This window comes from Streptomyces sp. NPDC004752 (assembly GCF_053601275.1).
This window is the reverse complement of sequence record NZ_JBSGBN010000182.1, coordinates 1-15105: the sequence shown is the minus strand read 5'-3', so window position 1 is coordinate 15105 and position 15105 is coordinate 1. Positions and strand designations below refer to the sequence as shown.

6 protein-coding genes and 3 pseudogenes are annotated in these 15105 nt (G+C 67.7%); 5 read left to right on the top strand and 4 right to left on the bottom strand.

What is annotated here, in order from left to right; genetic code table 11:
* Nucleotides 1-253, top strand: a pseudogene (locus tag ACWEKM_RS42485) (hypothetical protein); the annotation flags it as partial.
* A 78-nt stretch (nucleotides 254-331) separates the two neighbouring features.
* Here the strand turns inward: ACWEKM_RS42485 and ACWEKM_RS42480 are convergent.
* The 3 genes and pseudogenes from ACWEKM_RS42480 to ACWEKM_RS42470 all read right to left on the bottom strand — a co-directional run.
* Nucleotides 332-436 (bottom strand): annotated as a pseudogene (locus ACWEKM_RS42480) (ATP-binding protein); the annotation flags it as partial.
* Nucleotides 433-1941: an arabinose isomerase gene (locus ACWEKM_RS42475; protein ID WP_451626657.1), complete on the bottom strand. Its 1509-nt coding sequence runs from the start codon at nucleotides 1939-1941 to the stop codon at nucleotides 433-435. The gene ACWEKM_RS42475 and the pseudogene ACWEKM_RS42480, both read right to left, overlap by 4 nt.
* 85 nt (nucleotides 1942-2026) lie before the next feature.
* On the bottom strand, nucleotides 2027-3373 hold the full coding sequence (locus tag ACWEKM_RS42470; RefSeq protein WP_451626656.1) for an MFS transporter: 1347 nt from the start codon (nucleotides 3371-3373) through the stop codon (nucleotides 2027-2029).
* A 257-nt stretch (nucleotides 3374-3630) separates the two neighbouring features.
* On the opposite strand from ACWEKM_RS42470, the gene ACWEKM_RS42465 reads away from it, so the two are divergent.
* From ACWEKM_RS42465 to ACWEKM_RS42455, 3 genes and pseudogenes are all read left to right on the top strand, one after another.
* A complete protein-coding gene (locus ACWEKM_RS42465) occupies nucleotides 3631-7647 on the top strand; it encodes a glycosyl hydrolase (protein ID WP_451626655.1) in 4017 nt (1338 codons plus the stop codon).
* Nucleotides 7648-7652: 5 nt separating this feature from the next.
* Nucleotides 7653-8660 carry a LacI family DNA-binding transcriptional regulator gene (locus ACWEKM_RS42460; protein WP_451626654.1) on the top strand — a complete coding sequence of 336 codons (1008 nt, stop codon included), beginning with the start codon at nucleotides 7653-7655 and terminating at the stop codon, nucleotides 8658-8660.
* Nucleotides 8661-8702: 42 nt separating this feature from the next.
* A pseudogene (locus ACWEKM_RS42455) lies at nucleotides 8703-8960 on the top strand (L-serine ammonia-lyase, iron-sulfur-dependent, subunit alpha); the annotation flags it as partial.
* Nucleotides 8961-9095: 135 nt separating this feature from the next.
* Here the strand turns inward: ACWEKM_RS42455 and ACWEKM_RS42450 are convergent.
* A complete protein-coding gene (locus ACWEKM_RS42450) occupies nucleotides 9096-10349 on the bottom strand; it encodes a beta-galactosidase (RefSeq protein ID WP_451626653.1) in 1254 nt (417 codons plus the stop codon).
* Nucleotides 10350-12211: 1862 nt separating this feature from the next.
* On the opposite strand from ACWEKM_RS42450, the gene ACWEKM_RS42445 reads away from it, so the two are divergent.
* Nucleotides 12212-14992, top strand: a complete 2781-nt coding sequence (locus tag ACWEKM_RS42445; RefSeq protein ID WP_451626652.1) for a family 78 glycoside hydrolase catalytic domain — start codon at nucleotides 12212-12214, stop codon at nucleotides 14990-14992.
* Nucleotides 14993-15105 lie beyond the last annotated feature (113 nt).

The window sequence follows — 15105 nt, the reverse complement described above, 5'->3', positions numbered from 1 at the left end:
ATGGCCGGTTCTGAGGGGGGACCGCTGCAGCAATGCAGCGGTCCTACCCGACGAGCGGTGGTTCGGACTGCTGACGGACAAGCGGATACGGCGAGGCGTCCACAAGAACCTCCAGGCATTGGAACGCGACATCCGCACCTGGGTCGCCCAGTGGAACGACAACCCCAAGCCGTTCATCTGGACCAAGGACGCCGACGAGATCCTCCAACGCCTCGCTGCATATCTTGATCGAATTCCCGGCGCAGGACACTAGTCGGTCTCGCGTCGGAAGAGCTGCAGGCGGCTCAGCGTTCAGCGCTTCGTGCACGCTGAGCCGCCCGGCGGCTCAGTCCAGTTCAAGCGGCGTCATGCGGTGCAGGCCGAGGCCGACCGGTTCCGGGTCGCAGACCCCTCCGCCTGGCAGCCGACGGTGCAAGTCGTGGGCTGTCTGAGTCACACCTGCCGGAAGGGCACCCCCATCAGGTGCGCGGCTGCCTTGTAGTCGGCGGTGCGGTGGCCCGTGGAGAGGGCCCAGTGGTGGCCGATACCTGTCTCGCTCCAGGCGTCCACCCATTCGCCTGGGTCCCTGCCGAAGTCGACTCGACTGGTGGTGTTGCCGATCTCCAGCAGGGGCCCGGGCACGGTCTCGCCCTCCGATGCGATGAACACCAAGGTGCCGTCCTGGTCCTGACCGATCCCGAACGCGGTGACCGGGCCGTGTTTCACATCGAACTCCACAGAGACACCCCACCCACGCTTTCCGTGGTACACACCCAGCCCCCGCAGCAGCGGATCCCGTGCGCTCACCGTCAGATGTGCGGGTCCATCGTGCCCCATCTCGACCACTCGGTCGGCGAAATTGAGCGCCTGGATCTCGGTGAACGAGCCTCCCGCCCCCAGGCTCTCCGACACCAACTGCGCCACCGATGTACGCAGTTCGAATTCGCCGGCGGCCGGAATGCCGCGTGCTGTCAGCAACGACGCGCCCAGGATCATTCCCGCGCCGAGTCGTTCGTGCTGCTCGCCGCCGAGTCCGCGGTGGTAGTAGGCGAGCGTGGTCAGCCCGAAGTCCTCGACCAGGCGGTCAAGTCCGACGGAGACCCTGGCCCCCCAAGCGAAGTCCTCGGCCACAACGGAGTCGTCGAGAGTGAAGATCTCCCGGGCCAGGCCCATGCGCTCCTCGGCCTCCACATCCGTGACGTCGGCGACCCGCACCCGTAGATCGTCGAACTCAAGGACCTCGACATGCGAGCCGAACTGCGCGGACAGCAGCGTCATGTCGGTCGAGACGTCGAGCATCCCGGGGTAGAGGTGGCCCATCAGGCCGTGGCGCGCGTGCCGCAGCGCCGCTCGGACCTTCGCCGCTGCGACCCACTGCTCGATGCGGCGCCAGGCGTTGGGGTCACGGAGCCAGCCCGATACGGAGCGGAACGGGATGCCCGCACGGCGGAAGACATTGCCCACTTCGGGAACGGGGCACTGGCCGCAGTAGGCCAGCCATGAGCCGGTGTCGAAGGACGCGTGGTCCATCCGCTCTGTCGGCTGGAGATCGATCACCAGGACCGGAGTTCCCGAGCGTTGCGCGATCGGCAGGACCATCGACGACGTCAGATAGGTGGTGAGGAACACCACGATCAGGTCGCAGTCCGCTTGGCGCAGCCGCTCGGCGGCGCTTTCGGCCTCGCGGGCGTCCGATATGAAGCCGACGTCCGTCACCTCGGCGTCCAGTGCCTCGAACCGCTCGGTGACGTAGCGGGCCGACTCTCGCAACTGCGGGAGCAGGTCCGGGAACTGCGGCCAGTAGGCACCGAGGCCGCCCGCCACCAGGCCGATGCGTGTCGCTCTGCGCGGTGCGGGCGGGAGGAGTCGGTGCAAGGCTGCCGGCCGATCCGCCGTGTCCGCGTCGACGGCCTTGTCCGGCTCGGTCGCATCGGTCCTGAGCGCGGAATCCTTCGGAGTCATTGGAGCTGTGCCTTCTTTCTGTGTAGGTGCGACCGCGATCTTCTTGTTCGCAGCTCTAAAGGTGTTCGGGCGCTGTCTCGGGGCCTCAGTCCGATGCCGGGACGGGCTGCACCGCGGTACTCACCTCGGTCGGAGAGCCCGCGCCTGCGACTGCCGCTGCCTTGGGGACCAGGACACGGACGATGTAGACGCCGACCAGCAGGGAGATCGCCATACAGGCGGTGATCGACCACAGCAGCAGCCCCGCGCTGTACTCCAGGAGCGCCGGAGTGAAGAACGCCGTGATGGCGAAGACCGCCCGGGCCAGCGCGTAGGTGAGTCCCTGCGACGTCCCGCGGGTCTTGGGCGGCAGAGTCAGCTGGGACCACACCTTGTAGTTCCCCTCGCCGGCGAGGGGGCCGGTGAGCTGGTAGAGGACGAGGTACGCGATCATCCCTGCCAGCGACACACCGCTGGTGAGGCTGGGGATGGCGAAGGCCACGATCTGCACGACTCCCGCGACCAGGAACAGCCGGTCCCGCCAGGGCGTGTCGGCACAGCGGACGAAGACGACGGCCATGAGCAGAGAGACAGGAAGGAACGCGAGGCCGAGGCCGGTGGCGACGGACTGCGAGGCGCCGCTGACGGTGACGAGGAAATACGTGCCGAACTGGCCGAAGGTGTTGGCGCCCAGTCCCCACGTGACGTAGAAGAAGAAGGTCGCCACCATCGGGATGAGGACCCGCTTAGTGAGCAGGTTGCGCAGGTGGATGTCCTGCGGCACCGCCGCCGAGTCGCGGGACGCGCCCGCGGCGGCTTCCGGACGTGGCTCGTCATCGGCCTCGGCGTCCTCGGGAACCCGCAGCCGGGCCCGCAGGAACCAGGTGACGATGGCAGCCACAGCGAGATGGCCGACGATGATCCGGGTGCCGAGTTCGCCGAGTCCCGACAGCGCGTAGCCGAGCGCGACGGCGATGCCGATACCGATGGACCACATGACCTGGGTGAAGGCGATGAGCCGCCCGCGCGCCCAGGCAGGCACGGCCTCCGATACGACCGCCAGCGAGGTCGGCAGGTCGGCACCTGCGGCGAGGCCGGCGAGGGTCAGCCCGCCGAGCAGGACGATGTCGTTGGGTGCGAAGGCCATCACCGTCACGCCGACCGCGTAGCAGAGGATGTCCGCGTTGTAGACCCTGCGGCGGCCGAACAGATCGGCGAGCCGGCCGCCGACCAGTGATCCGATGGCGATGCAGAAGGTGACGATGGCGCTGATCGCGCCGGTCATCCATACCCCCATCCCGAAGCTGTCCCGCCAGATGGCGAGACTCACCGAGACGGCGATGATCAGGCCCGAGTCCAGATACGACGCCATACCGGACAAGGTGGCGAGTTTCCAGTAGTGCCCTGGTATGGGGCGCTTGGCAGGCCGGGACGCAGTGGGAGCACCGGTCATGTCACGCATCCTTCATTGGGGACGTGAACGCACGAGGGGGCTGAGCGATGGAAGTGACCGTAAAGCCGGTTAGAACGTTTTTCAAGACGGGTGAATCACCTTCTCATCACCGGGTTCGACTGCCCAGAAAACAGGCAAATCCCCCACGATGGAGGCAATTGAGGGCTGGTGCAGTCTGTGTCCGACGCGTACGGTGACGCTTCTAAAAACGTTCTACGTCGTTGGGTGTCCGAAGTCGGCGAAAGGACCGCGGCACTGTGCTCTCCCGCACCCTCACCGAGTTGTTCCAGGACCCGCCCCGCGACTTCGGTCCGACACCGCTGTGGTGGTGGTCGGGAGCCAAGGTCACCCGGGAACGGCTTGAGTGGCAGATGCGCAAGTTCGCTGCAGGCGGCATCCACAACCTTGTCGTGATCAACCTGGCCCCGGCAGGGCCCACGTTCGGCGCCAAGGCCGACAACCCGGCCTGGTTCAGCGAGGAGTGGTGGGCGCGCTTCACCGACGCCTGCGAGATCGCGCAGCGGCTCGGCATGCGGCTGTGGTTCTACGACCAGGTGGGCTTCTCCGGCGCCAACGTCCAGGGCGGCATCACCCACCGGCACCCCGAGGCGGCCGGCCAGGCGCTGCGCTGCCGCGATGCCGTCGTCACCGGCGGTCGCGTCGACCTGCTGGGCACCGAGACACTGATCGGCGCCTACGGGGCGGACGGCAGCCGACTGCATCTCCCGGACACCCCCGATGACACCGAGGTCCTCCTGGTCACCTCTGTCCCGACGGCCTTCGACTACTTGGACCCGCACGCCGTCGGTCTCCTGATGGACACCATCCACGGCGAGTACGACCGCCGTGTTCCGCAGCATCTGGGCAACGTCATCGCCGGCAGCTTCCAGGACGAGCTGCCCGCCACCAACTCCTGGACGTCCCGCTTTCCCGTGGAGTTCAAGGCCCGCCGGGGCTACGACCTCCTCGACCACCTGCCCGCGCTGTTCCGGCACGGTGGCCGGCAGGCCGCCAAGGTGCGTACCGACTACTTCGCGGTCCGCGCCGAGCTCACCGAGGAAGCGCTCTTCAAGCCGCTCGGCCAATGGCACGACAGCCGCGGCATGCTGCTGGGCGCCGACCAGAGCAACCCGGCGCGGGCGGGATACCCCACGCAGTCCACCCAGCTCTACACCGACTACTTCCGCACCCACCGCTGGTACAGCGCCGCGGGCAGCGACCACGAAGGGGACGCCAAGGTCCACTCGTCAATGGCCCACCTCTACGGCCACGAGCGGGTGTGGATCGAGGCGTTCCACTCCTCCGGCTGGGGCGGGACGCTGGAGGACACGTACGACTGGCTGCTGCCCTTCCTGCGCAGCGGCGCCAACCTCTACAACCCGCATGCCAGCTACTTCGGCACCGCGGGCGGTTGGTTCGAATGGGCGCCGCCCTCCACCGACTGGCGCCAGCCGTACTGGAAGCAGTACCCGGCTTTCTCCCGGGCCGTCTCCCGCATCGCATCGATCATGTCGTGGGGTAGGTACAGCGCCGGCATCGCTGTCCTGCACCCGACCACCACCGCGCAGGCGCTGCTGCCGCTGGACCTGCCCGTCGACCACTTCGGCGACGGGCAGGCCGGCGCAGCGCACGCGGAACTCGACGAGACGCAGCGCCACTATCTCCAGCTGTGCGGCACCAACAACTGGTTCCACACCCGGATCGGTGAACTGGACCGGCAGCGGGTGGCCTTCGACGTCATCGACGACGACTCCGTCCAGCGTGCCGACGTCGCCGACGGCGCACTGCAGGTGGCCGGACTGCAGTTCTCCGCGGTCCTGCTGCCGTCCGTGAGCGTGCTGGAGACCGCCACGGCACGACAGCTCATCGCACTGCTCGACGCCGGCGGCCGGGTCGTGGTCGTCGGCCGGCTACCGGCCTTCGCGGCCGGTATCGACGGAGACGATTCCGTGGTCACCGCGCTGGCCACCCACCCCCGTCTTGAGCGCGTCGCCGACCCCGAGTCCGGCGCCAAGTCCGTGGCCGGCCGGTACGACTACGCCACCGGCGAGGTCCCGCTCCTGGTCCGCCGCCAGGGAACCGAGGCCGTCGCCCTGGTCACCGGGGCGTTCCCGAACGCCAGCGGTCATCCGCTGCGCGACGCCACGACCCGGCGATGGCAGGACTTCGACTTCGACCCGGCGCGCTATGCCGGAATGTCGTCGGTCGAGGTGAACGCCGTCGTGGCGGAGGCGGAGGTCTGGGACCCGGCCACCGGAGTACGCCGGGCCGCCCAGGTCACGGTGTCCGGGCAGCGCTCCAGGATCGAAGTGCCGCTGAACGGCGCGCCCGCCGCAATCGTGGCCTGGCGGGAAGGCGAGGCGTCGACCGCGGCCCCTACGCCTGCACCACCCGCTCCTGCGGTCGTCACGACTGACCTGTCGACGGGTTGGCGCGGTCGACTCGTCGCCACTATGGACAACACCTGGGGTGACATGGCGCTGCCCGCCGCGTCGTCCGTCGAGGACTTGCAGATCTGGAACTTCCACTGGTCCGAGGGGATCGTCGGTCGCCCCGCGCAGACGGTGCGCGCGACGTACGGCAACCGCGTCCGAGTTCTCTCCCCGATCCCGGTCGCGCAGGCGCCGGACCCGCTGGACTGCGACGCCGTCGCCCGCGTCCTCGCCGGGCAGACGCCGCTGACCGACGACGCAGCCGGATGGGAGGTCTCGCTCCACTCTTCCAGCCGGGGAGTGGCTGATCCCGGTTACGGCATACTCGGCCACAAGGGGTTCGTCGGCGAGGAGTTCGTGCGCCTCCGCATGCCGGCGGACGGCACGGTCGCCCGGGTCCGGGCCATCGTCGAGGCGGACCGGCTCGGCACCGCCGACCTGCACGTCGGCGCCACGGCCGGCAAGCGCCTGTGGTGGAACGGTGTGGAACTCCCCACCGGCAGCGGATATCTGACCACGGTCCGCGTCGACGTCGACCAGCCGCTGAACGTCATCGAGTACGAGCTGTTCGATGCCGACGTCCGCACCGGACTCACCGCGGACGCCGACGCCGAACCGCTCGGCAGCTACTTCTGTCTGACCCGGCCCGGCGAGTTCTCCCCCCGGCCCCAGTTCATGCGCCTGCCCGCGGGGATACGGCCGTCGGGCAGAGCCGTCTACCGTGCCCGGGTCCGGCTCGACCACGACGCCGCCGAGGCCGTCCTCGTCGTCGGCGCGGCCACCGGCGTCACCGTGCTGCTGGACGGCGCCACCGTGGCCCGGCAGGAGAAGGTCGAGTACTACGAGTCGGCCTGGGGCGCGACCCCGATGTTCTTCCGCCACGCATTGCACCTGACGGCGGGTGAGCATCTGCTGGAGCTGATCGCCGACAGTACCCACGCCGGGGACGTGCTCTACGCCGACCTGGTCGCCCGTACGCAATCCGCGGTCATCGCCCTCGTCAGCGGCGCCGGCTGGGAAGCCGAAACGGGCGACTGGCGGGGCGCGGCGATCGAACACCGGGGCCGCTGGACCGAGTTGCAGCCGTGCTACGCCGCCACTCGGCCGCACCCGCTGCACGGCACCGCATGGCTGCATGGCGTTCCGGCCCTCGGCTCGACCGTGGACACGGTGCGTGCCACCGACGACGCCGTGCCGGCGCCACAACGCCTGCGGGCAACACTGCCCGCAGGCACGATCGCGGTGAATCTACCCCTACGGCTCGCCGCCGCGGTGACGCTGGACGGCGCCGAGCGACGACTCGACGGCAGCGCACTCCACCTGGACCAGCCGCTGCAGGCACCCGCGGAACTGGAGATCGTCACCGAACCCACGGCTACTCTCCGCGGTGGCAGTGCCCTGTCCGGACCGGTCACCGTCCGCATCACCGAAGCCCCCGTCCCGCTGGCCGACTGGCACGGCATCGGACTCGCCGGCTGGAGCGGAGGACTGCGCTACTCCCGTACGGTGACGATCCCGCCCGGCTCCGACCCGGCGGTGACTCCCGTGCTCGACCTCGGCCGGGTACGCGGCTCCGTCGAGGTGGCCGTCGACGGCGAGAAGACAGGCGAGGCATTCTGTGCCCCGTACCGCTTCCCGCTGCGGGGCACGGCCGGCCGCACGGTACGCATCGACGTGACGGTGTACAACACGCTGGCCCCGTACTTCAGCGAGGCCACCCCCACCGCCTGGACCTTTCCCTCGCAGCTGGTCTCGGGTCTGCTGGGCCCGGTCACTATCATGACCGCACCGCCACCGGCGGAGACGGCACACACCGGCGAGACCGAGGCGATCGGAGGATGAGCGGCGTGACGACCACCAGGCCCCCCGCGCGTATCCAGGACGTCGCGGCCGCGGCAGGCGTCTCCGTCTCCACGGTCTCCAACGTCCTCAACCGCCCCGAGCGCGTCAGCGCCCGCACTGCCGACCGGGTCCGGTCCGTGATCGCCGACCTCGACTACGTGCCGCACCCGGCGGCGGCCGGCCTGCGCAACGGCCGCGCGTCATCCATCGGGCTCGTCCTCCCGGACATCGTCAACTCCTTCTACGCCCGTATCGCCCGGGGGGCGGCCGAGGCGGCGTACGAGCACGGCTTCACACTCGTCCTGTGCGACAGCGGCGATCACCCCGACCGGGAGCGTGACTACTTCGACATGCTCGCCGAGCAGCGCGCGGTCGGCGTCGTCGTCGTCCCCCTCGGCGCCGACCCGGACCGCCTGACCAGGCTGCGCCGACGCGGTATCCCGCTGGTCCTGACCGACCGGAAGATGCCACCGCAGGAGGGCTGTTCGGTCGCCGTCGACGACGTCACCGGCGGCCGTCTGGCCGTGGAGCACCTGCTGGACAAAGGTGCACGGCACGTCCTCGTCGTCAACGGCGGTCGCGGGATCAGGCAGTGCGCCGACCGGTACCAGGGAGCCCGCCAGGCGATCCGCAGCCATCGCGATGCCCGGCTCGACCAGGCCGTCGCCGGGCAGATGACGGTCGCCGCGGGCGCCGCCGTCGCCCGCGACCTGAGCACTCTCCCGGACGCGGTGTTCTGCACGAACGACTTCCTTGCGGTGGGCATGTGCCAGGGGCTGACGGAACGCGGTATCCGTGTCCCCGGCGACGTGCAGGTGGTCGGTTACGGCGATCTGGACGTCGCGACCCTGGCAGCCACCCCCCTGACCACCATCCAGCAGCCGGTGGAAGACCTGGGCCGAACCGCCGTACAACTGCTCATGGACGAGATCGAAGCCAGTGAGGAACACGTCCACGAGACCCGCGTCTTCAGCCCTCGGCTCATTCCACGGGACTCGACCCGGGCCGCATGATCGTGGAACGCGGCCGGCGGGCGAGTGGTGACCGCCCCGACCAAGAACGCCGCCGAGATCGGCATGGAGCACAACCTCGGCCTCACCTGCGACCCGGTCGGCGGCCCGGTCCAGATCCCCTGCATCGAACGCAACGGCATGGCCGCCGTCAAGGCCGTCACCGCGGCCCGCATGGCCATGCGTGGCGACGGCTCCCACAAGGTCTCCCTCGACAAGGTCATCAAGACCATGAGAGACACGGGCGCGGACATGTCCGTCAAGTACAAGGGCGGGCTCGCGGTGAGCATCATCGAGTGCTGAGGGGGCGGGCCCCGACCTGCGCGTGCATGTCCTTCTGAGCCGGTCCACCGCCGCCCCGCACACGAGGCTCTGTCCTCGCCGGTGCCCACGCCGGGCCGTCGGCCGGAGCGGACGTCGCGCCACCGGCCCCGCGTCTCAACTACGCGTGAGGTCGTCGATCAGCGGAACCTTGATGCGCTTCGCCCCCGTGCCCGAGAGGCTGTCGTAGGTGCTCTGGTCAGGCTTGCTGCCAGTCGCCAGCAACTCCTGGGCGCTGACCGGTACTTCGAGTCCCGGGTCCAGAGCGATCGGTTCTGCGTCGAGGTGCTCGGCCGCGATGGTCTGGAAGAGTGAGCGCCTTTCCTGGAGGGTCGCCAAGTTTCCCCAGTTCGCGACGCAGAGGACTGTGGCACCGTGGGCAAAGCTCTCGGCTGCCTGCTTGAGATAGGTCGTGTCGTCCGCGGATCCGGGGCCGTCCATCTCGTTGCCCGTCCATGTGCCCGATGGGAGTGAGCTTCCGAGGAGGTCCATGGCGAAGGGGTGGTTGTACGTCGGTGCGTCGTCCACGTGGACTGCGTCGGCGTGCTGGCTGAGCTGCGGGAACAGGACCGTCCCGCGCCATGGCGCCAGGGAGTCGTACGTTGATCCGAACCGTACGGAGTGTCGGAGAGTGCCGCAGACGTCGTGAATGGCAGTGGAAAAATTCTCCACCGCCGTCGCGAGCATGTGGTGACGGTACAAGTACCAGTCCTTACCCGCTTGTCCTGCGAAGCCGGTCGGGGCCTGGACGTCCGCGAACGACGAGTAGCTGGTTCCCCAGGCGCTGTTGAGGTCCCCCATACTGCTGTACTTCGTCTCCAGGGCGTCCCTGAAGCGGGACACCGCCGGCGCGGAGTAGTCGTAGTGACCCGCCACATACGTGTTGGTCTGCGGGTCATACACACCGTTCCAATACTCGGTCTCCGCATACTGAGACAGAGTGGTTTCGTAGAAGACGATCCCGTCGCCTACTCGCTGGTGATAGCGCTCGGTGGCTTCGTTGACGAACTCGGCGGCTCGAGCGACGGCGGTCTGGCTGGAGGGAGCGAACTGGGACAGGTTCTGGTTGGCCGGCCAGATGTTCACTCTGCCCACGGGGTCGAGCATGAGGTCATTGGTCGACAGGAGTGCGTCCTGCCCGTCGGCGAAGTTGCGTAGGAGATCTATCCCGATCGCGCAGCGGAGCCCCTTGCCGAGAATGTAGTCGACCTGCTGGTCGAAGAGCGTGTAGTCCACGGCTCCGCTCCTCGACACCACCTTCGCCCAAGGAAGGTGCACCTTCATCGCGTTGAAGCCATCGCCCACGATCTCGTCGACGTAGGTCTTGTAGTCGGCCAGCGGCGTGGGGCCGTAGTTCCACTTCTTGAACATGAGGAGGCGGGGGTCCGCCTTCGCGCCATGACGCTTGGGGCGGGCCGATGCCGCAGGAGCCACCTGCGAGAGCGGCGCGGCCATGGCCGCGACCGCCGCACCTCGCATGAAGTGTCTGCGGCTCAGGGATGATCCCATCATGTCTCCTGACGTTGTCACTTGTGTGGCCTTGGAAGCACGAGCCCCGCAGATCGCTTGCATGCCGCACAGTTCGTCCGAGTATCAGCAGTAGTTCACGATCTCAGGGCCTTTAGGCTGGATATCCCCAGTGCTTGGTCCCGTCCAATGCGGCAGGAGAATCACGTCTGGCCAAGTGCGGCTGCGGGCCGTGGATCGTGATGCTAGTGAACGAGCGGACTGCACACTGTTAGCGAGGATTAGGGGATGTCAGGAGGATGTTGCGTGCGATGACAGGGGCGGCGCTTCGCGCTCATCCTGGATCCACCGGTCCGTGACTGGCGGCGGGAGGGGCTCACACAGAGAGGTGCCTGCTGAGCTGGGAGGATGGGAGTTCTGACGCTACCGTCCGGCCCGACCAGCGAGGCACCTCGTAAGTGAAGTCCTCCCATGGCTCCGCAGTGATGTTCGCCGCGTTCGACGATCCGAGGTGCGGGGTCTCCACTTCCAGATCGTCGTCGCCTCCACCCGCTCGCGGCCCCGGTCGTTGTGGCCGAGCGGTTACGCAAGGGGTCGGCCGACTCCACCAAGGGAGCTGCGAGCCTGGCCGCCGAGGCGATATCGCAAGTGCGGGCCATAGGGGCGACCGGCACGATCGTGGTCCGCGCGGACTCGGCGTTCTTCTCCCACACCTTGGACTGGCCGGACGATACCTTGGACACGGTGGCCTTGGAAACCTCGGCCGCTTGTGCGACATCCACCAGCCTGGCCCTGACAGGCAGTTCAGGCATACGGTCTCCTCTCGGCGCCACACCCCCGGCCCTTGCACGGACCCGGCGACGGCGTGCTGTGTGCAAAGTCTTGACACCCTCGCGTGCCGCAATCTAACGTCCCCGAAGTTTTAGTTAACCGGTTTCCTAAGTGAAACGATCACATCAGGTCAGAGTCTGCGATACCGGTCGCATCATCCACGCATTTGAGCTCGTCCCCACGCGTTGACGATGCGTGAGGTACGTGAGGAGGCACCGCGAAGGGCGCGCCGCGTATGCGGCCGACGTCGCAGTCGCGGCCCCGCGACAGAACGCGTCGACGCCGACATACGGATACGCGGTGAAAAACCTGCACCTCGTTCAGCTGTTCCCTGAAACCCGCACGAAAGGACCACGAGTAGGTCTGTGTCGACTACATCTCTCAACAGACGACGCTTCCTCGCCGCATCCGCCGGTACCGTTCTCGGCGCGACCGCACTGTCTGCCTGTTCCACCTCGACGGATGGATCCAGCGGTGGTGGAGGTGGGTCCGACACCATCACCATGATGGTGGGAGTCGACGACAAATCAGCATTCACCGAACGCACCGTGCGGGCTGGCACCATCGGCCCCGGCGACCCCTTCTAGACCGCCTTGCACGGCGACACCCCCGGTTGGGCACCAAACTTCTCGGCACCCGAAGCCAGGCCCACCCAGTACCGTGGCCCCCGGTCCCCATGCTGGAGATCACGGCCTGATGAGGTTGACCCACGTCCGTCCGGTTACCGTCTCACGAACCACCACAGACACAAGAACCTCCAGCTGACGGCCTCGCACTTGTTGGGCCAGAACCTGTGAGCGGCGACGGTTATGTCCACAGCGAGGGCTACCGCAAAGTGTCCGAACAGAACGGTTTGATGACACATCAGGGCTTCGGCGAGGTGACCGCCGCGGACGGGCGGGTGGTCGTCGCGATCATTACACCAGGAGGATACTTTGGGCGCTGCGTTGCTTCCGACAGTGAATTCGGTTCGTTTCGAGCACCTCGACGAAGCGCTCGGAATCGGGACGGGCAGCCCCCGGCTGTCCTGGCAGGTCACGGTGCAGGATGCGGCGTGGGAACAAACTGCCTACGAAGTGGACCTGGACGGCGGTACACCGGTACGGGTGGAGTCCTCGGAGCAGGTGCTGGTGCCGTGGCCTTTCGAGCCGCTCACTGCCCGCCAGCGGGCCCTGGTCCGCGTCCGGGTGGCCAGCGGTAAGGCGTGGTCGGACTGGAGCGAGCCGGCCGTGATCGAGGTGGGGCTGCTGCACCCCGAGGACTGGTCGGCTCGGTTCATCACCCCGAGCTCCTACGGCTCAGTGGGAGCGGCAGCGCCGACCCTGAGTCGAATCATGACATTTCGGGACGAAATTGCCTCGGCGCGTTTGTATGCGACCGCGCACGGCGTCTACGAGGCGACGGTGAACGGCCATCGAGTCGGGAATGAAATCCTGGCACCCGGCTGGACCAGCTATCGCAACCGGCTCCAGTATCAGACCTACGATGTCGCCCAGTTGCTACAACAGGGCGAGAACACCCTTGAGGTGCTGCTCGGCAACGGCTGGTACCGCGGTGGTCCCAATGCGCCCTCGCGAGTGCCCGGCGGAAAACCAGTGTATGGCGACCGGCTGGCCCTTCTGGCACAGCTGGAAGTGACCTACAGCGACGGATCGGTCGAGCTGATCGGTACCGACGACAGCTGGACCGCTCACGAAAGCCATGTGGTGGAGGACGACATCTACCACGGCCAGTGCACCGACCTCCGCCGTCGACAGGTCATTCCCGAGCCAGTGAAAGTGCTGGATGAGGACCTCGGCAGACTTGTCGCGCCGACCAGCGCGCCGGTCCGGGTGACCGATGTGTTGCCATCGGTCAAAGTCTTCCAGTCTGCGTCCGGCAAGACGCTGGTGGACTTCGGCCAGAATCTGGTCGGTTGGGTACGGCTGCGGGTGCAGGCTGGGCAGGCGGCCGACCAGGTCGTGGTCCGGCATTCCGAGGTGCTGGAGCACGGTGAGCTCAGCATCAGGCAGTTGGGTGAGGCACGGGCCACTGACAGTTACGTGATCGACGCCTCGGTGGACGCTGTGCTTGAGCCGAGTCTCACCTTCCACGGATTCCGCTTTGCTGAGGTCACCGGCGTGCCGACGTTGAGCGTTGAGGACGTTGAAGCGGTGGTGGTCGGGTCGGACCTGCGTCGGACAGGCTGGTTCTCCTGCTCCGACCCTCAGCTGGAACAACTGCACAGCAACGTCGTGTGGAGCACCCGCGGCAACTTCCTGCACATTCCGACCGACTGCCCGCAGCGTGCCGAGCGACTGGGCTGGACCGGCGACATCCAGGTCTTCGCACCGACCGCAAGTTTCCTGTTCGACGTGGCCGGCTTCCTGGAGTCCTGGCTGGCCGACCTGGCTGCCGAGCAATACGCCGACGGCTCGTTGCCGTACGTGATCCCCAAGGGATGGTCATTCGCGTCCTCACCGGCATGTGGCTGGGGCGATGCCGCCACCGTGGTGCCCGAGGTGCTCTACTACCGATACGGCGACGCCGGGGTTCTGGGCGCGCAGTTCGACAGCATGCGCCGCTGGGTGGACAAGGTCGCATCGCTCACCACCGACGGGGTGTGGGCGGGAGGGTTCCAGTTCGGCGACTGGGTGGACCCGAGCGCGCCGCCGAACGAGCCCGGCGCGGCGAAGGCCGATCCCGACGTGGTGGCCACCGCCTACCTGGCCCGGTCGGCTGACATCGTGGCCGAAGCGGCGCGCCTCCTCGGCCGTGAAGCTGCAGCGCAGAGATACGCCGAACTGGCAGAGCGCACCAGGGAGGCATACGCACGGCACTACGTCACCGCTTCCGGTCGCATCCTCAGCGACGCCCAGACCGTTTACGCCCAGGCCATCGAGTGGGCATTGCTTCCGTCCGCTGAGCAGCGGGAAGCCGCAGGACGTCGGCTCACGGACCTGGTCCGGGCCAACGGGTTCCGGATCGGCACGGGCTTCCTCGGCACGCCACTGATGACCGACGCCTTGAGCTCGGTCGGGCGGGTGGACCTTGCCTACCGGATGCTGCTGGAACAGGCCTGTCCCTCATGGCTGTACCCCGTCAGCATGGGGGCCACGACCATCTGGGAACGGTGGGACAGCATGCTCCCGGACGGATCGGTCAATCCCGGCCGCATGGTCTCGTTCAACCACTACGCGCTCGGAGCGGTCGCCGACTGGATTCACCGCACCGTAGCCGGCCTGGCCCCTGCGGCGCCCGGCTACCGGCGAATCGTTGTACAGCCGGTCCCCCATCATGCCCTCACCCACGCGTCGGCCCGGCATCTCACACCGTACGGGGAAGCATCGGTGGCATGGCGCCGCGCCGATGGCCAGCTCACAGTTGAGGCCGTCATCCCGGTCGGCGCAACCGCCACCGTACGGCTGCCGGGCGCTCAGGAAGCGCTGGTGGGACACGGCCGGCACTCGTGGACCGTGACGGATCCATGCGATGGCGCACCACCTGCGGCAGCCACCATCCGCGACCTCATGGACGGCCCCCTGTGGAGCCAGTCAGCGAGTCTCATGATTGAGCACGGACTCGCCGAGAATCCCATCGACCTGGCCAAGAGGGTCGAACGCCACCTGCACCGCCCGGTGCTTGACCTCCCGGGGGCACTCAATCCATGGACGGGTGTCGACGAAGCCCAAAAAGCGCTGGAGGAGTTGCTGGACGGATCTGACCGCGAGGAATGACGGCAAGCATGGCGAGGTGGTGGGGTGTGGTAGGGGGGCAGCGCAAACCGACCCCCCCCCCAAAATTTTTTGGGGCGAATGTGAGGGGGCGGCGGAGTGTTTCCCCAACGCAA

Excerpts from the sequence above, each read along its gene's own strand:
- ACWEKM_RS42475 (WP_451626657.1), bottom strand. The coding sequence starts at position 1,941 with ATGACTCCGAAGGATTCCGCGCTCAGGACCGATGCGACCGAGCCGGAC.
- ACWEKM_RS42470 (WP_451626656.1), bottom strand. The coding sequence starts at position 3,373 with ATGACCGGTGCTCCCACTGCGTCCCGGCCTGCCAAGCGCCCCATACCA.
- ACWEKM_RS42450 (WP_451626653.1), bottom strand. The coding sequence starts at position 10,349 with ATGTTCAAGAAGTGGAACTACGGCCCCACGCCGCTGGCCGACTACAAG.